The sequence below is a fragment of the Bacillus sp. CFBP9009 genome (assembly GCF_036541465.1).
Lineage (GTDB): Bacteria > Bacillota > Bacilli > Bacillales > DSM-1321 > Peribacillus.
On the sequence record NZ_JAZHFU010000001.1, the window covers coordinates 930,404 to 954,893 of the forward strand.

Annotated in this window: 23 protein-coding genes; 19 read left to right on the plus strand and 4 right to left on the minus strand. The window is 42.4% G+C overall.

Translation table 11 applies throughout. The features are described 5' to 3' along the window. Positions 1–44: 44 nt before the first annotated feature. Positions 45–875, minus strand: a complete 831-nt coding sequence (comER, locus tag V3595_RS04795; protein WP_485905587.1) for a late competence protein ComER — start codon at positions 873–875, stop codon at positions 45–47. A gap of 110 nt (positions 876–985) precedes the next feature. On the opposite strand from comER, the gene V3595_RS04800 reads away from it, so the two are divergent. The 3 genes from V3595_RS04800 (at position 986) to V3595_RS04810 (ending at position 4,585) form a co-directional block, all read left to right on the plus strand. Next, on the plus strand, positions 986–1,621 hold the full coding sequence (locus tag V3595_RS04800) for a helix-hairpin-helix domain-containing protein (RefSeq protein ID WP_485905589.1): 636 nt from the start codon (positions 986–988) through the stop codon (positions 1,619–1,621). A 78-nt stretch (positions 1,622–1,699) separates the two neighbouring features. Further along, positions 1,700–2,260, plus strand: a complete 561-nt coding sequence (locus V3595_RS04805; protein WP_485905590.1) for a ComE operon protein 2 — start codon at positions 1,700–1,702, stop codon at positions 2,258–2,260. Between the two features lie 18 nt (positions 2,261–2,278). Continuing rightward, on the plus strand, positions 2,279–4,585 hold the full coding sequence (locus V3595_RS04810) for a DNA internalization-related competence protein ComEC/Rec2 (protein WP_485905592.1): 2,307 nt from the start codon (positions 2,279–2,281) through the stop codon (positions 4,583–4,585). Positions 4,586–4,661: 76 nt separating this feature from the next. On the opposite strand, the gene V3595_RS04815 is transcribed toward V3595_RS04810, so the two are convergent. Further along, positions 4,662–4,796, minus strand: coding sequence for a YqzM family protein (locus V3595_RS04815; protein WP_034308559.1), 135 nt, complete (start codon positions 4,794–4,796; stop codon positions 4,662–4,664). Between the two features lie 343 nt (positions 4,797–5,139). Between V3595_RS04815 and holA the strand changes: the two genes are divergently transcribed. Beyond that, on the plus strand, positions 5,140–6,153 hold the full coding sequence (gene holA / locus V3595_RS04820) for a DNA polymerase III subunit delta (RefSeq protein WP_137019080.1): 1,014 nt from the start codon (positions 5,140–5,142) through the stop codon (positions 6,151–6,153). 88 nt (positions 6,154–6,241) lie between these two features. Here holA and rpsT read toward each other — a convergent pair whose 3' ends face one another. After that, positions 6,242–6,508 carry a 30S ribosomal protein S20 gene (gene rpsT, locus V3595_RS04825; protein ID WP_034308554.1) on the minus strand — a complete coding sequence of 89 codons (267 nt, stop codon included), beginning with the start codon at positions 6,506–6,508 and terminating at the stop codon, positions 6,242–6,244. A gap of 274 nt (positions 6,509–6,782) precedes the next feature. Here rpsT and gpr point away from each other — a divergent pair, with 274 nt between their 5' ends. The 13 genes from gpr (at position 6,783) to deoC (ending at position 21,958) form a co-directional block, all read left to right on the plus strand. Beyond that, positions 6,783–7,901 (plus strand): GPR endopeptidase, encoded by a 1,119-nt coding sequence (gene gpr, locus V3595_RS04830; protein WP_485905595.1) that lies wholly within the window; start codon positions 6,783–6,785, stop codon positions 7,899–7,901. A gap of 86 nt (positions 7,902–7,987) precedes the next feature. Beyond that, positions 7,988–9,187 carry a stage II sporulation protein P gene (gene spoIIP / locus V3595_RS04835; RefSeq protein WP_485905597.1) on the plus strand — a complete coding sequence of 400 codons (1,200 nt, stop codon included), beginning with the start codon at positions 7,988–7,990 and terminating at the stop codon, positions 9,185–9,187. A 21-nt stretch (positions 9,188–9,208) separates the two neighbouring features. Further along, complete coding sequence (locus tag V3595_RS04840) at positions 9,209–9,532, plus strand: YqxA family protein (RefSeq protein WP_053535740.1); 324 nt, start codon at positions 9,209–9,211, stop codon at positions 9,530–9,532. 176 nt (positions 9,533–9,708) lie between these two features. Further along, positions 9,709–11,544: a translation elongation factor 4 gene (gene lepA, locus V3595_RS04845; protein ID WP_402897750.1), complete on the plus strand. Its 1,836-nt coding sequence runs from the start codon at positions 9,709–9,711 to the stop codon at positions 11,542–11,544. An 89-nt stretch (positions 11,545–11,633) separates the two neighbouring features. Continuing rightward, on the plus strand, positions 11,634–12,785 hold the full coding sequence (gene hemW / locus V3595_RS04850) for a radical SAM family heme chaperone HemW (RefSeq protein WP_485905600.1): 1,152 nt from the start codon (positions 11,634–11,636) through the stop codon (positions 12,783–12,785). A 124-nt stretch (positions 12,786–12,909) separates the two neighbouring features. Further along, entirely contained in the window at positions 12,910–13,938 is a 1,029-nt protein-coding gene (gene hrcA / locus V3595_RS04855; RefSeq protein WP_034308538.1) for a heat-inducible transcriptional repressor HrcA, read from the plus strand. Between the two features lie 99 nt (positions 13,939–14,037). Beyond that, the gene (gene grpE, locus V3595_RS04860) at positions 14,038–14,628 is read left to right on the plus strand and encodes a nucleotide exchange factor GrpE (RefSeq protein WP_336275385.1); all 591 of its coding nucleotides are present in this window, start codon (positions 14,038–14,040) and stop codon (positions 14,626–14,628) included. A gap of 37 nt (positions 14,629–14,665) precedes the next feature. Further along, the gene (gene dnaK / locus V3595_RS04865) at positions 14,666–16,498 is read left to right on the plus strand and encodes a molecular chaperone DnaK (RefSeq protein ID WP_034308533.1); all 1,833 of its coding nucleotides are present in this window, start codon (positions 14,666–14,668) and stop codon (positions 16,496–16,498) included. A 302-nt stretch (positions 16,499–16,800) separates the two neighbouring features. Further along, positions 16,801–17,916 carry a molecular chaperone DnaJ gene (gene dnaJ / locus V3595_RS04870; protein WP_053535735.1) on the plus strand — a complete coding sequence of 372 codons (1,116 nt, stop codon included), beginning with the start codon at positions 16,801–16,803 and terminating at the stop codon, positions 17,914–17,916. Between the two features lie 36 nt (positions 17,917–17,952). After that, a complete protein-coding gene (gene prmA / locus V3595_RS04875) occupies positions 17,953–18,894 on the plus strand; it encodes a 50S ribosomal protein L11 methyltransferase (RefSeq protein ID WP_485905603.1) in 942 nt (313 codons plus the stop codon). A gap of 138 nt (positions 18,895–19,032) precedes the next feature. After that, on the plus strand, positions 19,033–19,785 hold the full coding sequence (locus tag V3595_RS04880; protein WP_402897734.1) for a 16S rRNA (uracil(1498)-N(3))-methyltransferase: 753 nt from the start codon (positions 19,033–19,035) through the stop codon (positions 19,783–19,785). Positions 19,786–19,791: 6 nt separating this feature from the next. Beyond that, on the plus strand, positions 19,792–21,129 hold the full coding sequence (gene mtaB, locus V3595_RS04885; protein WP_485905605.1) for a tRNA (N(6)-L-threonylcarbamoyladenosine(37)-C(2))-methylthiotransferase MtaB: 1,338 nt from the start codon (positions 19,792–19,794) through the stop codon (positions 21,127–21,129). Positions 21,130–21,286: 157 nt separating this feature from the next. Continuing rightward, on the plus strand, positions 21,287–21,958 hold the full coding sequence (deoC, locus tag V3595_RS04890) for a deoxyribose-phosphate aldolase (RefSeq protein ID WP_485905607.1): 672 nt from the start codon (positions 21,287–21,289) through the stop codon (positions 21,956–21,958). Positions 21,959–22,553: 595 nt separating this feature from the next. Here the strand turns inward: deoC and V3595_RS04895 are convergent. Next, complete coding sequence (locus V3595_RS04895; protein WP_485905609.1) at positions 22,554–23,486, minus strand: Na/Pi symporter; 933 nt, start codon at positions 23,484–23,486, stop codon at positions 22,554–22,556. A gap of 236 nt (positions 23,487–23,722) precedes the next feature. On the opposite strand from V3595_RS04895, the gene rpsU reads away from it, so the two are divergent. Together rpsU and V3595_RS04905 are read left to right on the plus strand one after the other, a co-directional pair. Next, entirely contained in the window at positions 23,723–23,896 is a 174-nt protein-coding gene (rpsU, locus tag V3595_RS04900) for a 30S ribosomal protein S21 (RefSeq protein WP_028391853.1), read from the plus strand. 14 nt (positions 23,897–23,910) lie between these two features. After that, the gene (locus tag V3595_RS04905; RefSeq protein WP_485905611.1) at positions 23,911–24,354 is read left to right on the plus strand and encodes a GatB/YqeY domain-containing protein; all 444 of its coding nucleotides are present in this window, start codon (positions 23,911–23,913) and stop codon (positions 24,352–24,354) included. Positions 24,355–24,490 lie beyond the last annotated feature (136 nt).

Sequence of the window (24,490 nt, forward strand, 5' to 3'; positions counted from 1 at the left end):
TCTTTTTTTATTTTAAGAAGGAATTGAGATATAAATTACGAATATTAATAAGGATGGCCGAACTGCTTTTCAACTTCGTGAAGGTCCTCTGCAAACTTTTCATGTGTCGCTTGAAAAAGATGATGGAACATTTCCCCTGTTTCAGCTTCTAAAACCTTGATCCCCTCACCCGTTATTCCACCCTTTACACAAACCTTTTCCTGCAAGGTCGGCAATGTATAAACCCCTTTACCAAGCAGTTCCCCTAAGCCAACCAGCATATTCTCAGTCAAAGTCGTAGCCGTTTCTTTATCTATCTTCGTCGTTTGGCAGGCCGCGTCAATAAAAGCTTGTGCTAAATAGCTGAAGAAGGCAGGTCCGCAGCTGACGATATCGGAAGCTACCCGGGTGATATCATTTTCAATGATGACCGGTGCCGATATGGCGGAGGCCAAATCATATAAAGCTGACACTTTCTCCTTACTGCAGCTCTTGCTGAAACTCAGTAACGATACCCCTGAACCGACACGGTTCGTTATGCTCGGTATAAAACGGGCACAGGGGGCATTCACTGCCGATTCAAGCTGGGAGACTGAAAGCGGGCTTGTGATGGAAATGACCAGCTGATCCCTTTTTATATGATGTTTGATGCCTTGTAATAGGCTGTTAATTTGTAATGGTTTTACACAGAGAAAGATAAAGTCGGCTTGTTGGACGATTTCGGCTGCGGTTTCCGCAACCTTGATGCCAGGGTGTTTTTCTTTCAGCACCAATGCTTTGGAAAGTGTGCGATTTGTAATAACTAGATCTGCCGGATTCAATATTTTTGCCTCCAGCCATGCCTCGATTAAAATGGTACCCATATTTCCGGTTCCGATAACACCGATTTTCTTCAATTCCGATCAACTCCTCTCACTTAAAGCGATTGATTCTCCTAAAAACACTATGTATTTTTAATCTGTCCTATGACAATGTATCGTGCGAAATCCAACAAGGAGGCAAAGAAATGGATGAAATTTTAAAAAGGAAAATGACGAAAGTTACTGTTGCGGTGGCATTTGTTGCAGCTGGCATTTACTTTTTTTTGCAACAAGGGGAGGATCCGGCGGATACGGAAGATATATTTTCCATTTCTGAGAAAGAAGCTGAAATCGAACAAAGTGAAAATGAAACGGCTGCCGAACCTGTGATCATTAAAGTGGACGTTAAAGGAGCGGTCAAGTCCCCAGGCATTTTTACTGCACAGGCGGGTGACCGGGTGATTGATTTAATTTCGGCTGCAGGCAGTTTTACGGACAAGGCCGATAAAAATAAAGTGAATTTTGCCCAAATCGTCGAAGACCAAATGGTCATTTATGTTCCGGAAATAGGTGAAGAAATCACGGGGAACTTGGAGAATATACAAGTCGGGTCGTCTGGTGATGCCGCCACTAAGGGGGCGTCAGGAGGACTGGTGAACTTGAATACAGCTACACAGGAAGATTTGGAAACCTTGACGGGAATTGGACCATCCAAAGCGAATGCGATCCTGGAATACAGGGAAACCATAGGGAAATTCAAGGAGGTCGATGAATTGAAGAAGGTAACAGGAATCGGCGATAAAACGTTTGAAAGGTTACGGGATTCCATTTCGGTGAAATGAATGATTGAATATGCTACACAAATGGACTGGAAGAGGGTAAAATTGAAGAAAATCATTCTAGTGGTAAGGGGATACAACATGAACAGAATTAGTTGGGATCAATATTTCATGGCGCAAAGCCATTTATTAGCCTTAAGAAGCACATGTACACGCCTCACTGTAGGGGCGACCATCGTCAGGGACAACAGAATCATTGCGGGGGGATATAATGGGTCCATTGCGGGAGGGACGCATTGTATTGATGACGGCTGTTATGTAATTGATAATCATTGTGTCAGAACGATACATGCAGAAATGAATGCACTTTTACAATGTGCTAAATTTGGGGTGCCTACTGATGGGGCGGAAATATATGTGACGCATTTTCCGTGTCTTCAGTGCTGTAAATCACTCATCCAAGCTGGCATCAAGGCTGTTTATTATGCGGAAGATTACAAAAATCATCCATATGCCCTGGAATTATTTAAACAGGCTGGCGTCAAGACCGAGAAGGTTGAAGCAAAAGGGGCCATCGATGTTAATGGAAAACAAAAAAAGGACTTTGTATTCTCACTGTTAGCTGAACTTGAACGAACAGGCCTGGGAAAAGAAGCTGTATCGGAGCTGGAAAAGCAGGCCAATCAGATTTTTGAAAATTAAATAGGACGGGGGGCAGGCATGGCTCGACACCTTATCTTATTAGCCGTTTCGGCCACATTTGGTGTTACGGCCCATTCTTTTTTTAATGTAAGGCTGCTGATCTTCATCCTTATTTTTCTCTGTTTTCTTTATTTTTCGGTGGGGTTAAGTGTGAAGGCCCTTAGTTTTCATTTGGTGATCATGGGGATGTTTTTAGAGGCCGCCTCCTTCAACGATTACCGCAACAAAACTGCCTATCACGGAACGGAAAGCCAATTTAGCATTACATTTACCGATCAACCGAATATAGATGGAAATTCTTTAAAAGGATTCGTTGCCAGTGAGAAAGGCGAACGGTTAATGCTTCGTTATAAAATCACCACTGAACTGGAACAGGAAAAGCTGGGTCAGTTTCTGCGAATCGGTTTATCATGTCCGGCCGAAGGGACATTGCAAATTCCCGACAAAAACAGAAATGAAAACAGTTTCGATTATCAGCGTTATCTTTTCCGTCAAGGCACCCATTGGATTTTCAAAGCGGGTTCCATTTCATTTCAAGAATGTAAAGTGGCTGGAAACCCGATTCTTGTTTCAATACGTAATTTGCGCCTAAAGGGGATTACGTATATTAGAGAACACTTTCCAGAAGAATCGAGCGGTTTTGTCACTGCCCTCATATTCGGCGACCAGACATATATAGATGAAGGCGACCTTACTAATTATCAGCGGCTCGGTCTGGTTCATTTACTGGCTATTTCCGGTCTTCATGTCAGTTTTTTAACGGGGCTGTTATTTTACTTCGGCATCAGGGTCGGGATTACACGGGAAAGAATGATGATGGCCATCTTAATCTTCCTTCCGGTTTACATGTTACTTTCAGGTGCCAGTCCATCAGTGGTGAGATCCTGTTTAATGGCAATGCTTTTCTTTCTACTCCTGCTATTCAAGAAGCGGATCTCGGCGGGTGCCGCAATCGGATCGGCTTATATAGCACTTTTGTTTTTTCGGCCTAATATGCTCTATGATATAGGTTTTCAGCTTTCATTCGCGGTCACGTTCTCCATTATCATGTCTTCAAGCATTTTCTTGCAATACCCGAAGAAAACAACGCAGCTATTCATCGTCAGTTCCATCTGCCAATTGGCAGCCCTTCCGATTTTGCTTTTTCACTTTTTTGAAGCATCCATTCTTGGGGTGTTTCTGAACGTATTGTATGTTCCGCTTTATTCCATCATATTGCTGCCATTTTCACTGATTTCCCTCTTCATTCATATATTACTGCCTTCCTTGGGGCAACCCCTCATCTCATTATTGAATTATACCTTCATACTCTGCAATAAAGCTGCGGATGGTGCATCGCATTTGCCGCTTGCCTCCATTCCGTTTGGAAAACCACCTTTCATCATAATGCTATTACTTGTTATTTCGCTTTTAGGATTATACCTGACTTGGGAAGTATCCTTTGAAAAAAGTAAAATCTGGTGCGGAATAATAATTGTCCTTTTACTTTTGCAATATAACTTACAAAGGTTCTCGCCTTTTGGTGAAGTGCAGATCATCGACGTTGGGCAAGGTGACTCCATTTTAATTATCCTGCCTTTCAATCGCGGTAACTATTTGATTGATACGGGTGGGCAAATTACATTTCCAATCGACACGTGGGCAAAAAAGCGAAAGAAGTTCAACACCGCGGATGATATCATTATTCCATTATTGAAAAGTAAGGGAATCCACCAATTGGACAAACTGATTTTAACCCATCCGGACGCAGATCATATGGGAAGTGCAAAAGAATTAATTGAAAATTTTAAAGTTGGAGAGATCATCATTGGAGGCTGGAGTGAAGAGCAATACAGGGATATGGATTTTGTGTCCGTGGCAAGAGATGAAAAAATGAAAATGACTGTCCTGAAAAGGGGGGACCATTGGGTGGCGGGCGGAGCGCCGTTTGCTGTTCTAAGTCCATATGAGAAAGAAGAAAATAAGAATGATTCATCCATAGTTCTATTCACGGTGCTTGGGGGATTGTCATGGTTATTGACCGGCGATATGGGAGAAGAAGGGGAAAGTGAACTTTTGAGAACATTTCCGCAGTTGCAGGCGGATATCTTGAAGGTCGGTCACCATGGCAGCAAAACTTCTTCTTCCACGCCCTTCCTTGAACAGCTACAGCCGAAAGCGGCGCTTATTTCAGTTGGAAAAGATAATGGCTACGGTCACCCTCATCGAGACGTAATTGGGAATCTGGAGAGAAATGGCATAAAGGTGTTCAGGACGGACGAGGATGGTTCTATTATTTACAAGTATTACAAAAGCAGTGGAACCTTTCGGAAGACTCTCCCATAGTATGTAGAAAATCAAAAAGAAAGAGACTGCAGCGGCAGCCTCCATCAGGAAAAATAAGTGCATGTAGTAAATGAAATCAGGATCCGACAGCTTTAATGACGACAGCTATGGTGAACATGGCAGCGAAAAATACAAAAGAACCGATGAATCCTATAGCGGAATCAGCGACGTCATCTGTCTTTGATTGAACATTCTTTTCGAATTCGTTCATTGTTTACCCCTCCTATTTCTGCTAATAGTATAAAACATTACCAAAAAAAAATCTACAGGCTTCATTCCTTCATTTCCTTTACTGACAAGAGTTGTCACAAATAGTTTGGGATTTTGAGGTCAAAATAACAGTACAAACAAAGCAAGCGAAAAAGAAAAGCTCAATTTTTGTTCTACATGAATACTCTACCCGCTTTCAAGGGAGATTACCCGGGCCTTTCTTGAAAGTGTTCATATAGATCCGGAATTAGCCCTTTTAAAGGGCTAGTTCCCTTTATAGCTTGTCAAATGGTCCATCCACCTATACCATTAGAGAAGAATACATAGTAAAGAGGCGGATTCTATTGGTATTAGACGTTTGGAAAAGTATAAAAAAAGGGCAATTCGCGCCGGTATACTTGTTATATGGGTCGGAAGCCTATCTAATTAATGAAACGAAGCAGCTATTGATCGAAAATGTCCTTCACGAAGATGAGATGGATTTTAACTTTTCTCAATTTGATTTAGAAGAGACGCCTGTTGAAACTGCACTTGAAGATGTCGAAACCCTCCCGTTTATCGGGGAAAGGCGCCTTGTTTTCATGCAAAACCCATTTTTTTTGACAGCTGAAAAAACGAAATCAAGAGTTGAACATAATGTGAAAAGACTGGAAGCGTATTTGGCTGACCCGGTTCCTTATTCAATTGTCGTATTGACCGCACCTTATGAGAAACTGGATGAACGGAAAAAAATCACCAAGGAACTGAAGCGTAAGGCGGTTCTCGTTGAAGCGAAAAAGCTTGGTGATCATGAGTTAAAAGGGTGGGTGAAGGAGAGGGTCGAAGCTTCTTCAGTCCAAATAGATGAGCAGGCTACAGAGCTTTTACTTGAACTTGCAGGAACGAATCTGATGATGCTTACGAATGAATTGGATAAAATGGTGCTTTATGTAGAAGCTGATAAACACATTACGGTCGAGGTAGTGGAAAAGCTGGTTGCTAAATCCCTTGAACAGAATATCTTCACGCTTGTTGATCATGTGTTACAGCGAAAGATGGAGAGTGCGATGACGATACTGCACGATCTTCTCAGGCAGAATGAAGAGCCGATCAAAATCTTGAGCGTCATGGCAGGTCAGGTCAGGCTCATGTATCAAGTGAAGGAGCTTTCCCGCCAGGGCTATAGCCAGCAAAAAATTGCAGGTCAACTGAAGGTGCACCCTTACAGGGTAAAGCTGGCACTTGAAAAGACAGGGAGATTCCAGGAACGCGAGCTATTGAGCATCATCAACGACTTAGCGGAAGCGGATTATAAAATGAAGACGGGCCAAGCCGATAAGGCAATCACGCTTGAGCTGCTGCTTTTAAAAATTAGATGATAAAAAGGTGGCAGATATCCTGCCGCCTTTTTTATGCAAAAAACGGCACAAAAAAAACGATCCGGTTGGATCGTTTAATTTTTTGTCATTATGCGTTAAGAGCGTTAAGTCTTTTCGCTAAACGAGATTTTTTACGGGCTGCCGCATTTTTATGGATTAATCCTTTAGATGCAGCTTTGTCTAATTTCACAGCAGCTGTTAAAAGAGCTTCTTTAGCAGCTTCAACGTTTTCACCAGCTAATGCAACTTCAGCGTTTTTCACTGTAGTACGCATAGTTGATCTAACAGTAATGTTATGAACGCGTTTTTTGTCGTTGATTTTTACACGTTTAATAGCAGATTTAATGTTTGGCATTCCGTTCACCTCCTACAAAGAAATCGAGATTATATGAACTCGACTTTTCAAATCCATATCAAATAGCACAAGTGATATTCTATCAGACTGCTCATAAATATGCAATACTTCAGATTGAGAATCGAAAAGGAATTATAATTTCGGGAATAAATTCATCTCGTCATCACTCATTGTACCAAAAAAATGAATAATAAAAAAGCAAAAACGACAGAATGTTTAAGAGAGACTATTGAAAATACTAGATTAGATTCAATTCAAACATCAGGAGGCCGTTATGGAAAATAATTTGGACCTTAGTGAATACGGAATTCGTACAGATTTGGCGATTGAAGCAAAGGAAATTGCCCTTGAACATAAAGGTGTTGTAGAGGAAGTGGATGTATCCCGAATCGAAGGGGTCATTATTAAAGAAAAAGAAGTGGATGATCTGAAGGTATCCTTAGTCGAGGTCACGGCTGAGGGTGAAAAAGAAATCGGGAAGAAGCAGGGCAGCTATTTGACCATCGAAGTGCAGGGGATCCGCCAGCAGGATACGGATACGCAGCAACGGGTGGAAAAGGTGTTCGCCAACGAACTGGCTTACTTTTTGAAACGGAATAAAATCACCAAAGAAAGCAGTTGTTTGGTTGTCGGTCTTGGTAATTGGAATGTTACTCCCGATGCTCTTGGGCCTGCAGTCGTTGAGAACCTTGTGGTCACAAGACATTTGTTTGAATTGCAGCCGGAGTCCGTCAAGGAAGGTTATCGGCCGGTCAGTGCGATTTCCCCCGGGGTGATGGGGATTACGGGAATCGAGACGAGTGACATCATAAAAGGAGTCATCGAAAAAAGTAATCCTGATTTCCTGATCGTCGTTGACGCATTGGCTGCCCGTTCGATCGAACGAGTGAATTCGACGATTCAAATAACGGATACAGGCATCCATCCTGGGTCTGGTGTTGGGAATAAACGAAAAGAATTGAGCCAGGATACACTGGGAGTTCCTGTTATAGCGATTGGTATACCTACCGTCGTGGATGCCGTATCAATTGCCAGCGATACGATAGATTATATCTTGAAGCACTTTGGCAAGGAACTGAATGAAGGGGACAGACCATCACGTTCGTTGGCACCCGCTGGATTCAGTTTTGGAAAGCGCACAAAGCTGACAGAAGAGGATATGCCAGGTGAAAAGGAGCGCCAAACCTTCTTGGGAATGATAGGTGTCCTCCCTGATGAAGAGAAACGGAAATTGATTTATGAGGTACTGTCACCGCTTGGTCAAAATTTAATGGTTACACCGAAAGAAGTCGATGTTTTCATTGAGGATATGGCCAATTTAATAGCCAATGGGTTAAATGCAGCCTTGCATCATTCAATAAATCAAGATAATACCGGCTACTACACCCGTTAAATCATTTTTAGTGCCCAAAAATGGTGTTCTACCCTTTCTAGCAAAGTCATAGGTATTAATAGACAAGCTATAGAGAGGGTGGAAGGATGAAAAGAAGAAATTCCCCAGGAATCATAACAGCCGTTCACGGATCAACAATAATAAAAACTTTTCTAGGTATTCTCGCCTTGCTTCTTTTTGTTTTTTCAGTCAGTGGGGTCATGACTTCCCTAAGACCGGAGTATCGGATATCTTCTAATTCCGTACATACTGTAGCCAACCAATTCTCGGGAAAAATGCTGTTCTCGATGCTGGCCAATGAAAACCATTATCTTTTTAATGCCCTGCCGGAAGGTAAGCAGGAATCGATGATCACGAATCAATTGATAAAAGTCTCGACTAACATTTCACTCGAAGACCCGCGAAGTTTACTTGGCAGGGAACTTCCTGGCTTTTCGATTTTTGATAATGAGATCCTCGTTGCTGGGGAAGGAACGAATTATACGAATATGCCGTATGAATCCTCGCCGCCAGTAGACGTCCTGAATGAAGAAAGGGATGCATCCCTGCAAAACCTGGATGAGATTGAAGAACCGGATAAAGGTGTGGCCGATCAGCCGAAACAAACGACAAATGGACGGAAAGTGGTAGAAATATACCATAGCCATAACCGGGAGTCATATCTTCCATATTTAAAAGGAGTGACCAACCCGGATCTAGCCTATCATTCGAAAATCAATATTACGAAACTCGGGGAACGGATGGTTCAAGATATGGCTGATAAGGGGATCGGCTCCTCGCTCGATAAAACGGATATCATGGGAAATCTGAATAATAAAGGATTGAATTATGCCAAATCCTATCAAGAATCACGAAAATCCGTCCAGACGGCATTGGCCAATAACAAAGATTTAGAATATATCATTGATATCCATCGTGATTCTAAACGAAAAAAACATACGACCATTAACATTAACGGTAAAGATTATGCCAAGATTGCCTTCGTGGTTGGGGGCAATAACCCGAACTTCGAAAAAAATGCGGCGCTTGCCAATAAGCTTCATAAAGCTTTGGAGAAAAAATACCCTGGCATTTCACGAGGGGTTATGAAACAAGGCGGAGCGGGACAGAATGGAGTATACAATCAGGATTTATCAGGCAATGCCATGCTTATAGAAATTGGCGGTGTTGATAATACTTTCGAGGAAATGTACTTGACCGTTGATGCCTTTACCGATGTTTTCAGTGAATTTTACTGGGATGCCAAAGCAGTGGATAACCCGACCGGAGATTCGGAAGCGCAGTAATTTGAAAGGAGTTCTCTTATCATGGTTCGATTTTGGTTGAAATGTACAGGGATTGTGCTCGTATTATTTTTAGGTGTTCTAATCGGGATGCAGCAAGCGAACGACGGGATGAAAAAAATGAAGGGGTATGAAGATCCCTCTTTGAATAGTGCATTCATTATTAACCAATCGGACCAAGGGGAGATGGAAGCGGATATCCTTGGCGAAAAAGTAACGAGTCATGATTTGGAGACGAAAAAAGAAAAGCTTGAAGAAATGAAGGCCTTCAACTTTTTCTCATCGATCGGCAAAACGCTAGGAGAGACCATATCAGGGGCCTTTCAAGCACTTATTGATATGATTTAGGTATGAAGTAAGTTGAGTGTGCCCTGCCAAAAGGCTGCATCCGAATCCGGAATGCAGCCTTTTTTTATCCGTTGCCCTGCAATGAGGCTTCTTTTGTAACTATTCTGTTGAATCTTGCATTTTCTATTGATATAATAAAAAATAGTGTATTGTGTCGACAAGTGGGAGTGAACGTCATGAATAGAGAAGAAAAATTAAAAAGACAATCAAAAATTCGTAACTTTTCCATCATCGCTCATATTGATCATGGTAAATCTACATTGGCGGATCGTATCATTGAAAAAACGAACGCCATGACTCAGCGTGAAATGAAGAGTCAGCTGTTGGATTCCATGGATTTAGAGCGTGAGCGTGGAATTACGATTAAATTGAATGCGATTCAATTGAAATATAACGCGAAAGATGGAGAAGAATATATCTTCCATCTTATTGATACACCGGGACATGTCGATTTTACGTATGAAGTGTCACGAAGCCTTGCAGCTTGTGAAGGAGCTGTCCTTGTTGTCGATGCGGCACAGGGTATTGAGGCCCAAACGCTTGCAAACGTTTATTTAGCATTGGACAACAACCTGGAAATCATTCCGGTCATCAATAAAATTGATTTGCCGAGTGCAGATCCGGAACGGGTACGTGGAGAAATCGAAGAAGTGATCGGGTTGGATGCTTCCGATGCAGTCTTGGCTTCGGCTAAAGCGGGAATCGGAATCGAGGAGATTCTGGAACAGGTCGTTGAATTGGTTCCAGCTCCACAAGGTGATCCAGAGGCTCCTTTCAAGGCGCTTATTTTCGATTCACTGTTTGATGCGTACCGCGGTGTAGTTGCCTATATCCGTGTTGTTGAGGGTTCCGTTAAAGTGGGCGACAAAATCAAAATGATGTCCACTGGCAAGGAATTCGATGTTACCGAATTGGGTGTCTTCAACCCTAAGACCCAGCTGTTGGATGAACTGAACGTCGGTGATGTAGGTTTCCTTACGGCATCGATTAAAAACGTTGGTGATACGACTGTCGGTGACACCATTACAAGTGCAGTGAATAGTGCGACAGAACCATTGCCGGGTTACCGGAAGATGAATCCGATGGTATATTGCGGTCTATACCCAATTGACGCATCGAAATTCAATGATTTACGGGATGCGTTGGAGAAATTGGAATTGAACGATTCAGCGCTGCAGTTCGAGGCGGAATCATCGCAAGCATTGGGCTTCGGTTTCCGTTGCGGATTCCTTGGACTCCTTCATATGGAGATTATCCAGGAACGGATTGAACGTGAATTCAAGATCGACCTGATCACCACAGCCCCGAGTGTTATTTATGATGTGGTCCAAACGGACGGAACGGTCCTGAAAGTGGATAACCCGTCTAATATGCCTGATGCTCAAAAAATCGAACGGGTCGAGGAGCCATATGTCAAAGCGACGATGATGGCACCGACGGAGTTTGTCGGGGCAATCATGGAAATTTGTCAAAATAAACGCGGAAACTTCATTGATATGGAATATATCGATGAGACCCGTGTAAGCATTCATTACGAAATACCATTATCGGAAATCGTGTATGATTTCTTCGATCAATTGAAATCCAATACAAGAGGCTATGCTTCATTCGATTATGAGCTGATCGGCTATAAACCGTCCAAGCTTGTGAAAATGGATATCTTGCTGAATGCTGAAACTGTCGATGCTTTAAGTTTCATCGTTCATAAGGACTTTGCATATGAGCGCGGTAAAGTCATCGTTGAAAAATTGAAGAAATTGATTCCAAGACAACAATTTGAAGTGCCGATCCAAGCAGCAATCGGGCAAAAAATCATCGCCCGTTCTTCAATTAGTGCAATGCGCAAAAACGTATTGGCTAAATGTTACGGCGGCGATATTTCCCGTAAACGTAAATTGCTCGAAAAACAGAAAGAAGGTAAAAAGCGGATGAAACAGGTAGGTTCCGTTGAAGTTCCGCAAGAAGCTTTCATGGCTGTTTTGAAAATGGATGATACGACACCAAAGAAATAAATAAAATAAACGATAGATAGTAAAAAGAGGGTAGAGGAAATCTAGCCTCTTTTTCTATCGACTCATTCGATTAAAAGGTTGTGAACACAATGATCAAAAGCGCCTACCTCCATATACCATTTTGTGAACATATTTGTCACTATTGTGATTTCAATAAAGTATTTTTGCAGGGACAGCCGGTGGACGAATATTTACAGATGATGAAAAGGGAAATGGAGATGCAGCTATCCAAATACCCGACTGCAGGTTTGGATACGGTTTTTGTCGGTGGGGGGACACCGACCTCTCTGGATGAAAAGCAGCTTGCATTCTTATGTGAAGCGATCAATGAAACCCTGCCCTTTGATCCTAAAAAGGCTGAATATACATTCGAAGCCAATCCGGGGGATCTTTCGAGGGAAAAACTGAAGATGCTTTATGACTCAGGGGTCAATAGACTTAGCTTTGGAGTGCAAAGCTTCAATGATGAATTGTTAAAACGAATCGGCCGGACTCACCGGGCTCTAGAAGTTTATGAAACGATTCATTTGGCTCAAGAGGTTGGCTTTACGAATATAAGCATCGACTTGATTTATGGATTGCCGGGCCAAACGATGGAAGATTTCAAGGATACGCTGGATAAAGCGATTGCCCTTCAATTGCCGCACTATTCCAGCTACTCATTGATCGTTGAGCCGAAGACGGTTTTTTATAATCAGATGAGAAGGGGTAAATTGAACCTGCCGCCGCAGGAGCTCGAGGCTTCGATGTATGAGAGGCTAATGGAAGAGATGGAGAAGCATGGTCTGCATCAATATGAAATCAGTAATTTTGCCCGAGCTGGGTTTGAAAGCAGGCACAACCTGACATATTGGGATAATGTGGAGTATTATGGGATTGGTGCCGGTGCACATGGCTATACTGGAGGAAAAAGGGTGGCCAATCATGGTCCTGTGAAGAAATATATCACGCCATTGCTGGCGAACGAGCTGCCTGTATTGGAAGAACACCCAGTACCGCTTCATGAACGGATGGAAGAGGAGATGTTTTTGGGGCTCCGGAAAACGGAAGGTGTATCATTGGAAATCTTCAAGAATAAATTTTTTGTTGAAATGACGGAGATTTTCAGGAAACCGCTCGAAGAAGGATCGGCAAAGGGTCTGCTTGAAGTGGAAGGCGGGTTCGTGCGCTTGACGGAGCGGGGCAAACTGCTTGGAAATGAAGTGTTCCAATCATTTTTGGGCGTTATTGATTCCGACTGAAGGAAACTCAAGTTATTTTAACGCTGAATTAGCGGTTTTCATTGTTGACATCATAAGCTTCATTTGATAATTTATTAGTATATTAGCACTCGATGAGACAGAGTGCTAACAGAGGTGATCATACATGCTAACTGATCGTCAATTATTGATTCTACAAGTGATAATCGAGGATTTCATCCATTCTGCCCAGCCAGTCGGGTCACGAAGCTTGTCGAAGAAAGATGAAATTACGTTCAGCTCTGCCACAATTCGCAACGAAATGTCCGATCTTGAAGAAATGGGATTTTTAGAAAAAACCCATACCTCTTCCGGTAGGATCCCTTCTGAAAAAGGGTATAGATATTATGTGGATCATTTACTTTCTCCTCAAGCTCCGAAAAAGAATGAAGTGAAGATATTAAAATCCGTTTTTGTAGAACGAATTTATGAATTGGAAAAGATCGTTCAGAAGTCAGCGAAAATTCTTTCGGAACTGACGAATTATACGGCGATTGTACTGGGGCCAAAAGTGAATGAGCATAAGCTGAAAAAAATCCAGATCATTCCTTTAAGTCCTGAAACGGCAATAGCCATCATCATTACCGATACAGGTCATGTGGAAAATCGAATGATTTCCTTACCGCCTTCTTTTGATATAAACGAAATTGAAAAGATGGTGAACATATTGAATTCCCGTTTGGTCGATGTTCCGCTAGTTGATCTTAAGGATAAGATCTATAAGGAAGTGGCAGTTCTATTGAGCCGCCACATTCATAACTATGGATCGATGGTCTCGATCCTTGCGGAGACCCTGACGGACACAAAGCCCGAAAAAATATTTTTTGGCGGGAAAACGAATATGCTGAGGCAGCCGGAGTTCCATGATATTGCTAAAGTAAGTACGCTTTTATCGATGATTGAGCAGGAACAGGGATTTTATGAACTAATTACGCAAAATCCATCGGGCATCCACGTCAAGATCGGCCGTGAAAATCAAAACACAGTGCTCGATGACTGCAGTTTGATTACGGCGACCTACTCAATCGGGCAGGAGCAAGTTGGCACATTGGCCATATTGGGTCCAACGAGAATGGAATATTCGAGAGTGATCAGTTTGCTTTCGTTTTTCTCGAAAGATTTAACGGCCCTGATGACAAAACTGTATCAAAAATAGTAGCAAAGGTAATATTGTTAAGGTGGCGGAGGAGCATATTCCGCGGCCTGGCATATTACTTTAGCATAAATTGTATAACCCTTTTAGGGAGGTGAGATTGTGACAGAAAATAAAAACGAAGAACAAACATTGGAAAATGAAACAATCGAGGAAAGTGCTGCAGAAGCAGTTTTCGCTGAAGAAGAAATTCCAGCGGAAGAAAACCAAGGTCCGGTTGAAAAAGATGAACTTCAATTGGCTCATGAAAAGATTGCTGAACTTGAGGCGAAAATCGAGGAAATGGATAACCGTTATCTTCGTCTGCAGGCCGATTTTGATAATTCAAGACGCCGTGCCAAGCTTGATATGGAGGCGGCTCAAAAATATAGAGTTCAAAGCATTGCTAGTGATTTAGTGGAGGCTCTTGATAATTTTGAAAGAGCTACAAAAATCGAAGCGGAAAATGAACAGACGAAATCCTTGCTATCCGGCATGGAAATGGTCTATAAAGCGATTACTGATGCATTGTCTAAAGAAGGCATCGAACCGATCAGTTCGGTTGGTGAAGAGTTCGATCCGCGTTTGCATCAAGCGGTCATGCAAGTTCAAGATGAAAACTTCGGTTCGAACATCGTCGTCGAGGAATTCCAAAAAGGATACCTTCTTAAAGACCGTGTGATTCGACCTGCAATGGTAAAAGTGAACGAATAGGATTTTTACATATAAATAATTGGGAGGTAGTGAAACTATGAGCAAGATTATTGGTATTGACTTAGGTACAACAAACTCTTGTGTATCTGTACTTGAAGGCGGGGAACCAAAAGTAATCCCGAATCCGGAAGGAAACCGTACAACTCCATCCGTAGTGGCATTCAAAAATGGAGAAAGGCAAGTAGGGGAAGTGGCAAAACGCCAAGCGATTACAAACCCTAATACGATCATTTCCATTAAACGCCATATGGGTACTAACCATAAAGAAGTAATTGAAGGAAAAGAATACTCACCTCAAGAAGTTTCTGCAATCATCCTTCAATACTTGAAATCATACGCTGAAGAGTATCTTGGCGAAAAAGTCACTAAAGCGGTTATCACTGTACCTGCTTACTTCAATGATGCAGAACGCCAAGCAACTAAGGATGCTGGTCAAATTGCCGGCCTTGAAGTAGAACGTATCATCAACGAACCGACAGCTGCAGCACTTGCATACGGTTTGGATAAAACGGAAGAAGATCAAACGATCCTTGTATTCGACCTTGGCGGCGGTACATTTGACGTGTCGATCATGGAACTTGGAGACGGCGTTTTCGAAGTTAAGTCCACAGCTGGTGACAACCGTTTAGGTGGGGATGATTTCGACCAAGTCATCATTGATTACCTAGTTGAAGCATTCAAGAAAGAAAACGGAATCGACCTTTCAAAAGATAAAATGGCGGTTCAACGTTTGAAAGATGCAGCTGAAAAAGCGAAAAAAGATCTTTCCGGCGTAACGTCAACTCAAATTTCTTTACCATTCATCACTGCTGGAGAAGCTGGCCCGCTTCACTTGGATGTAACGATGACTAGAGCTAAATTCGATGAGCTTTCTACAGGTCTTGTGGAACGCACTATGGGACCAACTCGTCAAGCATTGAAAGATGCTGGTCTTTCAGCATCTGAAATCGACAAAGTAATCCTTGTTGGTGGATCTACACGTATTCCTGCGGTTGTCGAAGCGATCAAAAAGGAAATCGGTCAAGAACCAAGCAAAGGTGTAAACCCTGATGAAGTGGTGGCTATGGGTGCTGCAATTCAAGGTGGCGTATTAACAGGGGATGTTAAAGACGTTGTCCTTCTTGATGTAACACCACTTTCACTTGGAATTGAAACGATGGGCGGAGTATTCACGAAACTGATTGACCGTAATACTACGATTCCAACAAGTAAATCACAAGTATTCTCGACAGCAGCTGATAATCAAACTGCAGTTGATATCCATGTCCTTCAAGGTGAGCGTCCAATGTCAGCGGATAACAAAACTCTTGGCCGTTTCCAATTGAGTGACATTCCACCGGCACCTCGTGGAGTTCCGCAAGTTGAAGTGACATTCGATATCGATAAAAACGGTATCGTGAACGTTCGTGCGAAAGATCTTGGCACAAACAAAGAACAAGCGATCACCATCAAATCATCTTCAGGACTTTCTGATGAAGAGATCGAACGCATGGTACGTGAAGCGGAAGAAAATGCCGATAGCGATAAACAGCGTAAAGAAGAAGTTGAACTTCGTAACGAAGCTGATCAATTAGTTTTCCAAACGGAAAAAACGCTTAAAGATCTAGAAGGTAAAGTGGACGAAGCGGAAGTAACAAAAGCGAATGAAGCGAAGGATGAACTGAAAGCTGCAATCGAGAAAAATGAGCTTGAAGAAATCCGCGTGAAAAAAGATGCGCTTAACGAAATCGTTCAAGCTTTGACAATGAAGCTTTATGAAGAAGCGGCAAAAGCTCAGCAAGCTGGAGAAGCCGGTGCTGGCGAATCAGCTCAAGACGATAATGTGGTTGATGCTGAATACACTGAAGTTAACGAAGAAGAGAAAAAATAAAAAGTGGCCCAATCGGGGCACTGAAATATTGGGCAGTTAGTTTCTGCCTGCCATTGTAAAAAAGTCAAAGTCAGGTTATCTTGACTTTGGCTTTTTTTACAATGGATGGAATCATTGTCAGGAAGTGTTACAATCGCTGGTGGGGAATCATAGGATTTTAGAGAAAAAGATGTGTAAATCGGGGCTGGCAGTACCAATTACAAAAATGTGTCAAAGCCGTTTGTACTTTTCTAGTTGATTATTATCTTCGTTCAGTGATAATATTACCTTTATGTGAATCGAATCGGGAGTGGATTTTAGATATGAGTAAACGCGATTATTATGAGGTGTTAGGCCTTTCGAAAAGTGCTTCGAAGGATGAAATCAAAAAAGCGTATCGAAAGCTCTCCAAACAATATCACCCTGATATTAATAAAGCGGACGATGCTGCGGATAAATTCAAGGAAATCAAGGAAGCTTACGAAGTATTGAGTGACGAACAGAAAAAGGCCCATTATGACCAATTCGGACATACAGATCCCAATCAGGGCTTTGGCGGTCAGGACTTTGGCGGTTTCGGCGGTTTTGAAGATATTTTCAGTAGCTTCTTTGGTGGCGGCGGTCGCAGGAGAGATCCTAATGCACCGCGTCAAGGGGCGGATTTACAGTATACGATGACGCTTTCTTTTGAAGAGGCTGCATTCGGAAAAGAAACTGAGATTGAAATTCCGCGTGAAGAGAATTGTGATACATGTAAAGGATCCGGTGCCAAACCTGGTACAAAAGTGGAAAACTGTTCACATTGTCATGGAACCGGTCAATTGAATGTTGAACAAAACACAGCGTTCGGAAGGATTGTGAACCGGAGAGCATGTCACCATTGTCAAGGTACAGGAAAAATCATTCCTAATAAATGTTCAACATGCGGCGGCGACGGAAAAGTCCAAAAACGTAAAAAGATCCAAGTCAAGGTGCCAGCAGGAATTGATGATGGCCAGCAGTTGCGTGTAACCGGCCAAGGAGAGCCAGGAATCAATGGCGGTCCGGCAGGAGACCTGTATGTAGTCTTCCATGTACGCAGCCATGAATTCTTTGAGCGGGATGGCGATGATATTTATTGTGAAATGCCGGTTACGTTTGCCCAGGCAGCATTGGGCGATGAAATAGAAGTTCCGACGCTGCATGGAAAAGTGAAGCTGAAGATTCCTGCAGGTACACAAACAAGCACTCGTTTCCGTTTAAAAGGCAAAGGTGTTCCAAATGTAAGAGGATATGGCCAAGGAGATCAGCATGTGGTCGTATTGGTGGTCACCCCTAAGAAATTAACGGAAAAACAAAAGGACCTGCTTCGTGAGTTCAGTGATATCAGCGGACAAGGTGTTGATGAACAAGAAGATGGCTTTTTCTCAAAAGTAAAGCGTGCTTTTAAAGATAGGTGAATAAAAGTAAAAGAACAAATTGGGAGTTGGTAGATTATGAAGTGGTCTGAATTTGCAATCCAAACAACGAATGAAGCGGTTGAACCTGTTTCGAATATTCTTCATGAGGCAGGTGCGAGCGGTGTTGTCATTGAGGATCCTCTAGAATTAGTCAAGGAACGTGAAAATGTTTTTGGCGAAATCTACCACTTAAACCCAGATGATTATCCGGATGAAGGTGTAGTCATCAAGGCTTACCTGCCCGTTAACAGCTTCCTTGGCGATACCATTGATGCTATTAAGGAATCAATCAATAATCTCCTTCTTTTTGATATAGACCTTGGGAAAAATGTTGTTTCAATTAGTGAAGTGAATGAAGAAGAGTGGGCGACGGCTTGGAAAAAATATTATAACCCCGTCAAAATATCCGAACGTTTTACCATCGTGCCAACATGGGAAGACTACACTCCAGTAAGCAGTGACGAATTGATCATTGAACTTGATCCAGGCATGGCCTTCGGAACGGGAACACACCCGACGACGGTCATGTGCATCCAAGCGCTGGAACGTACAGTACGGCCTGGGGATTTAGTCGTTGATGTTGGAACGGGTTCTGGTGTTCTAAGCATTGCAGCTGCATTATTGGACGCAAAACGAATTCAGTCCCTTGATTTGGATGAAGTTGCAGTACAGTCAGCTATACAAAATGTGGAACTAAATAACGTGCAGGATAAAGTGACCGTTTCACAAGGCAATTTGCTGGACGGTGTGAATGAACAAGCGGATATCGTCGTGGCTAATATTCTTGCCGAGGTGATCATGCGTTTTACGGATGATGTAGCGAAAGTCGTTAAACCTGGCGGACATTTCATCGCTTCCGGAATCATTCAAACTAAGAAACAAGATGTGAAGGATGCGATTATAGCATCTGGTTTCACCGTTGAGGAAACGATCTTGATGGAAGATTGGGTGGCAATAATAGCGAAAAGAAATGATTAATTGAAAAAGTTACTCTGATTATCGGGTATTTTGATAGTCAGAGTACCTTTTTTTAGCTTGAATCTTTGCATGGCTTGCATTCTGGATTCCTGACTGTTAGCCTGTGGTTTTTTTAGACTAGACGAAGTGGGTGGCAGTGTGCAACGGTATTTTCTTAACGATGTAGACATCAATGGAAACACGGTGACGATATCAGGCGATGATTTTCACCATATCGCCAGGGTGATGAGGATGGGACCAGGGGAGCGGATCATTACGGTAAAAGGTAATGGTATGACAGCTGTCGCGGAAATTTCGGAAATTACTGATGATGCTGTTATAGGGACCGTTTCCGAATGGAAGAATGAAGAAAAGGAACTTCCTGTAAGGGTTGTGATAGCGAGCGGTCTGCCTAAAGGGGATAAGTTGGAATATATCGTTCAAAAGGGTACTGAACTGGGTGCCGTTGAATTTATCCCTTTTATTGCTGCTCGTTCGGTGGTAAAATGGGACCACAAAAAGGTAGGTAAGAAATTGGAGAGGCTCCAGAAGATTTCAAAAGAGGCGGCTGAGCAATCTCACCGCACGGTTATCCCTGCCATCAAGGAACCGATGACGGCAGATCAGCTAGCTGGTTATGCTTCCGGTTTCGATCATAAATTAATCGCTTTTGAAGAAGTGGCAAAACGGGGGGAAACTTCTGTACTCGCTTCTGTCTTGAAAGATATCACCGCTGGGCAATCCATCCTATTCGTTTTTGGGCCTGAAGGTGGTTTAGCAGATAAGGAAATTGAAAAACTGACTGATGCCGGTTTTATGGCTTGCGGTCTTGGACCAAGAATATTAAGAACTGAAACAGCACCTTTATATGCACTTTCCGCTGTTTCTTATCATGTAGAACTTTTGAGGTGATGAAAAATGGCAACGGTCGCTTTCCATACATTAGGCTGTAAAGTGAATCATTATGAAACAGAGGCCATATGGCAATTATTCAAAACTGGAGGATATGATCGTGTTGAGTTTGAAAATACATCCGATGTATATGTCATCAACACATGCACGGTGACAAACACTGGCGATAAGAAGAGCCGTCAGGTCATCCGTCGTGCCATTCGTAAAAATCCGAATGCCGTCATAGCGGTAACGGGATGTTACGCACAGACATCACCGGCAGAAATCATGGCCATACCAGGTGTGGATATTGTTGTAGGAACACAGGACAGGGTTAAACTCCTTGATTACATCGAGCAATTCAAGGTTGAGCGTGAGCCAATCAATGCCGTAGGGAATATCATGAAAAACCGTGTCTACGAAGAGTTGGATGTACCTGCTTTTACAGACCGTACACGAGCTTCACTTAAGATTCAGGAAGGTTGCAATAATTTCTGCACTTTCTGCATCATCCCTTGGGCCCGTGGCTTGATGCGTTCCCGCGATCCAAAGGAAGTCGTTAACCAAGCTGAACAGCTTGTCGAGGCAGGCTATAAAGAGCTAGTCCTCACCGGAATTCATACTGGCGGCTACGGAGACGATTTGAAAGACTATAATTTGGCGATGCTGCTGCGTGACTTGGAAAAAGTCGAAGGATTGAAGCGTATCCGTATTTCATCCATCGAAGCCAGCCAGATTACAGATGAGATCATTGAAGTGCTGACGAATTCGAAAAAAGTGGTACGTCATTTGCATATACCAATCCAATCGGGTTCCGATACAGTTCTAAAACGGATGAGACGTAAATATACGATGGATTTCTTCGGGGATCGGATCGAGAAGTTGAAAATTGCGCTTCCGGGTCTTGCTGTTACCTCTGATGTCATCGTAGGTTTCCCAGGTGAAACAGAAGAAGAATTCATGGAGACATATAACTTTATAGAAAAATATAAATTCTCCGAACTTCATGTTTTCCCTTATTCAAAACGGACAGGGACTCCGGCTGCCCGTATGGAAGATCAAGTGGATGAAGATGTCAAGAATGAACGCGTACATCGCCTTATCACGTTGTCGGATCAGCTGGCAAAAGAGTATGCCTCCCGATTCGAGGGGGAAGTTCTTGAAGTCATTCCTGAAACGAAGTTGGAAAATGGCCTTTATGAGGGCTATTCCGATAATTACATGAAAGTCGTCTTCCCGGCTTCGGAAGAAATGGTCGGTGAAATCGTCAAAGTGAAAATTACAAAGTCTGGCTATCCATTTAGTGAAGGTCAGTTCGTGACGGTCGTGAAGGATTTTCCGTTGCAACAAGCATCCAATATCTAAGACAGCGGTAAATCGCTGTCTTTTTTTTATCCTCTTTTAGATGTGTTATCTTGGCACTTTCGGGTAAAGACTATATATATCGTCAAAGTGGATAAACTATGGTATCATGAGAGGTACGTACAACTAGGTATAGATTGTTTTTGAGGAGGATTTATTAATGTCACAAAATGTAGCAGGTTTAATTGACCACACGTTATTAAAAGCAGATGCAACCAAAGAGCAAATAAAGGTATTATGCGAAGAAGCGAGAGAGTATAACTTTGCTTCCGTATGCGTAAACCCAACTTGGGTGAAATATGCAAGCGAACTTTTGGAAGGTTCAGAAGTGAAAGTTTGTACGGTTATCGGCTTCCCTCTAGGTGCAACCACACCGGAAACCAAAGCTTTTGAAACGAAAGACGCCATCTCCAATGGCGCTCACGAAGTCGATATGGTGATCAATATCGGCGCATTGAAGGACAAGGATGATGAGTTGGTAGAGCGGGATATTCGTGCTGTGGTAGCGGCATCCACTGGTAAGGCTCTTTCAAAAGTGATCATTGAAACTTCTTTATTGACTGATGAAGAAAAAGTCCGTGCATGTGAATTGGCCGTAAAAGCCGGAACGGATTTTGTAAAAACATCAACTGGTTTTTCGACCGGCGGAGCGACTGTTGAAGATATCACGCTTATGAGAAAAACAGTTGGCCCGGATATCGGTGTCAAAGCTTCAGGCGGAGTCCGCAACACAAGCGATGCCCAGAAAGTGATTGAAGCTGGTGCAACAAGAATTGGTGCGAGTGCAGGTGTCTCAATCGTAAAGGGCTTAACGGCTGATTCCGATTATTGATTTTGTAAGGGACCCGTATAATAAGTCCTTAAAATAAAACAGGCGGAGAAAAATGAATTATTTTTCTCCGCCTGTTTTTTATTGCTTCCATAAAAAAACGGATTATAAGTCGAGTGCCAAGTGCAGTGCATTGCATTGCGCTTATTTCCTTGAAAAAGAGGAAACGTTTCAATTTTGGACTTTTACTTGTCATTTTTGGAACCTATAAATTCAAAAAAAAGTTTATAGTGGATTCAATGGATATTAGGGGTATCAAACAGGGAGTAAACATACTTATATTAAATGCATAAACTGGGGGAGGAAAATGAAAAAATCGGGTATTTAACTTTCTTTTATCATTAACACTACTTACAAAGAGTGATGAAATGCATGAGCATCTTTCTCTAATAAAGGTTTGTGTTTGTGGATTTTGATATTAGCTGCTGTTATATTGAGTAGTTTGAGCTTATTAAACTATAAAGTTAATTATAAAAAGATTAGCTAAAAAACCTCCCGTTAATCATTTATCCTTTTATATCTGTTACAGCTACATATTATGTCTATCTTCCCCTGAAGCTGCCCATAAGAAAGTCTCTAATGACTTTTGGACAGCTCCTTATTTCTTTAAGTGTTGCCGATGCACCAAAAGAATGAGGTTGGAGAATTGCCGTGCGCATGGCAAGACGGCCAAAGAAGTCAAGATATTGAAAATGACACTGGCATGGGCGAGCTGTGTCCCCTTGTTTTCGGTGAAAAAGGCAGCAGCGCTTTCCAGAATGTCCACAAAAGGCAGGAATGCGGCAACCCCGATGACGTTTAGCCAAATATGTGCATAAGCTGTGAAGGCAGCTTGTCTGCCAGAACCGATGCTGGCCATGTATCCGGTGATGCAAGTGCCAATATTCGATCCGAGCATGATGATGATTGCGGAGGAGACGGATAACTCCCCGTTCATCAAAAAGCTCATGGCTATCCCGATGGTTGCCGAACTGGAGTGAATGAGTGCGGTCAATAATATCCCGGCTAATAGGGCATAACTCATATGGCCCTCTATGTAATGGATGAGCGTTTGTATTGAAGAATAGGCTGCAATCGGTGTCGAAAGCATTTTAAAACCACTCATCGCCGCGAAGATGGCCGAGATTCCAATCAGGGACATCCCTATGCTTCTCGGTAATGCTTTAGGCATGAAGCAAAGGAAAGCGCCGCTTACGACACCGGGAATGATCCAACGATCCAAGGAAAAGGTCATGAACTCTGCTGTAAAGGTGGATCCGATATTCGTTCCAAGAATAATTCCGATTGTTTGCGGGAACGTTAAACTTCCTGCGGAAACGAGGCCGACCGTCATGACCATGACCGCCGAGCTGCTCTGCAGGATCCCAGTAAAGATGGTTCCGGCCATGAAGCCTTTCCATGGCTTATCCGTAACCTTCGAGAGAAAATTTTTTAATGCTGCACCGGACATATTGAACAGTCCGATTCGTAATACTGACATACCCGCCAAAAATATCGCAATGAATAATAAGAATAAAAATAGCTCATGCATGACTGTCACCTCTTAGTAAGCTTATGGTCCATGAACGGGAGACATGCTATAAAATGGATTTTCATGCAAGGTGAATGATTGTTTAGTGAAAAATTATGATAATTACATGATGATATTCAAAATAAGTTTGATTTTATTGGTTGACCTGTTAAAGATGATATATTATAATTGTTTAGTACATGTATAACATGTTGACAACTTGAGTTAGTGTGTTGTTTTCGGAGGGAGGGAAAGAGATGTCTAAAACCGTCGTTCGTAAAAACGAATCGCTTGAAGATGCTCTTCGTCGTTTCAAACGTACTGTATCTAAAGCAGGATCGCTTCAGGAAGCTAGGAAGCGTGAATTTTATGAAAAACCAAGCGTAAAACGTAAGAAAAAGTCTGAAGCTGCAAGAAAACGTAAATTCTAAGAGAGGGTGGAAAGATGAGTCTTCTCGAGCGTTTAAATAATGATATGAAACAAGCGATGAAGAACAAGGAAAAGGACAAACTATCTGTTATTCGGATGCTGAAGGCTTCCATTCAAAACGAAGCCATGAAGCAGAGACAAGATTTAACAGATGATGAAGAATTGACAGTGCTCTCTCGCGAATTAAAACAACGCAAAGACTCCCTCCAGGAGTTTGAAAACGCAGGTCGTTCAGATCTCGTGGATAAAGTCCGCACCGAACTAGTATACGTAGAGGCATATATGCCTGAGCAACTTTCAGAAGAAGACATTTCTAATATCGTTCAACAAACGATTGAAGAGGTCAATGCAACATCCAAAGCAGATATGGGGCGAGTTATGGGAGCTTTAATGCCTAAAGTTAAAGGTAAAGCAGATGGTTCTCTAGTTAACAAATTAGTACAACAACATCTATCTTAAACTCTAAACTTAAAACTCGAAACCTAACCGCAGGCAATTTGCCTGTGGTTTTTGTGTATTTCATGAATTTTATGCGTATATTATTGAAACGAAGCCCAAGATATTAGGGGCACTTTTAATTTTATTTGCTTTTTTT

Coding starts and splice junctions, on each gene's coding strand:
- lepA (WP_402897750.1), top strand. CDS start 9,709: ATGAATAGAGAAGAAAAATTAAAAAGACAATCAAAAATTCGTAACTTT.
- deoC (WP_485905607.1), top strand. CDS start 21,287: ATGTCACAAAATGTAGCAGGTTTAATTGACCACACGTTATTAAAAGCA.
- prmA (WP_485905603.1), top strand. CDS start 17,953: ATGAAGTGGTCTGAATTTGCAATCCAAACAACGAATGAAGCGGTTGAA.
- rpsU (WP_028391853.1), top strand. CDS start 23,723: ATGTCTAAAACCGTCGTTCGTAAAAACGAATCGCTTGAAGATGCTCTT.
- V3595_RS04810 (WP_485905592.1), top strand. CDS start 2,279: ATGGCTCGACACCTTATCTTATTAGCCGTTTCGGCCACATTTGGTGTT.
- gpr (WP_485905595.1), top strand. CDS start 6,783: ATGGAAAATAATTTGGACCTTAGTGAATACGGAATTCGTACAGATTTG.
- spoIIP (WP_485905597.1), top strand. CDS start 7,988: ATGAAAAGAAGAAATTCCCCAGGAATCATAACAGCCGTTCACGGATCA.
- rpsT (WP_034308554.1), bottom strand. CDS start 6,508: ATGCCAAACATTAAATCTGCTATTAAACGTGTAAAAATCAACGACAAA.
- dnaJ (WP_053535735.1), top strand. CDS start 16,801: ATGAGTAAACGCGATTATTATGAGGTGTTAGGCCTTTCGAAAAGTGCT.
- V3595_RS04800 (WP_485905589.1), top strand. CDS start 986: ATGGATGAAATTTTAAAAAGGAAAATGACGAAAGTTACTGTTGCGGTG.
- V3595_RS04895 (WP_485905609.1), bottom strand. CDS start 23,486: ATGCATGAGCTATTTTTATTCTTATTATTCATTGCGATATTTTTGGCG.
- mtaB (WP_485905605.1), top strand. CDS start 19,792: ATGGCAACGGTCGCTTTCCATACATTAGGCTGTAAAGTGAATCATTAT.
- dnaK (WP_034308533.1), top strand. CDS start 14,666: ATGAGCAAGATTATTGGTATTGACTTAGGTACAACAAACTCTTGTGTA.
- V3595_RS04815 (WP_034308559.1), bottom strand. CDS start 4,796: ATGAACGAATTCGAAAAGAATGTTCAATCAAAGACAGATGACGTCGCT.
- V3595_RS04805 (WP_485905590.1), top strand. CDS start 1,700: ATGAACAGAATTAGTTGGGATCAATATTTCATGGCGCAAAGCCATTTA.
- hemW (WP_485905600.1), top strand. CDS start 11,634: ATGATCAAAAGCGCCTACCTCCATATACCATTTTGTGAACATATTTGT.
- V3595_RS04840 (WP_053535740.1), top strand. CDS start 9,209: ATGGTTCGATTTTGGTTGAAATGTACAGGGATTGTGCTCGTATTATTT.
- hrcA (WP_034308538.1), top strand. CDS start 12,910: ATGCTAACTGATCGTCAATTATTGATTCTACAAGTGATAATCGAGGAT.
- V3595_RS04905 (WP_485905611.1), top strand. CDS start 23,911: ATGAGTCTTCTCGAGCGTTTAAATAATGATATGAAACAAGCGATGAAG.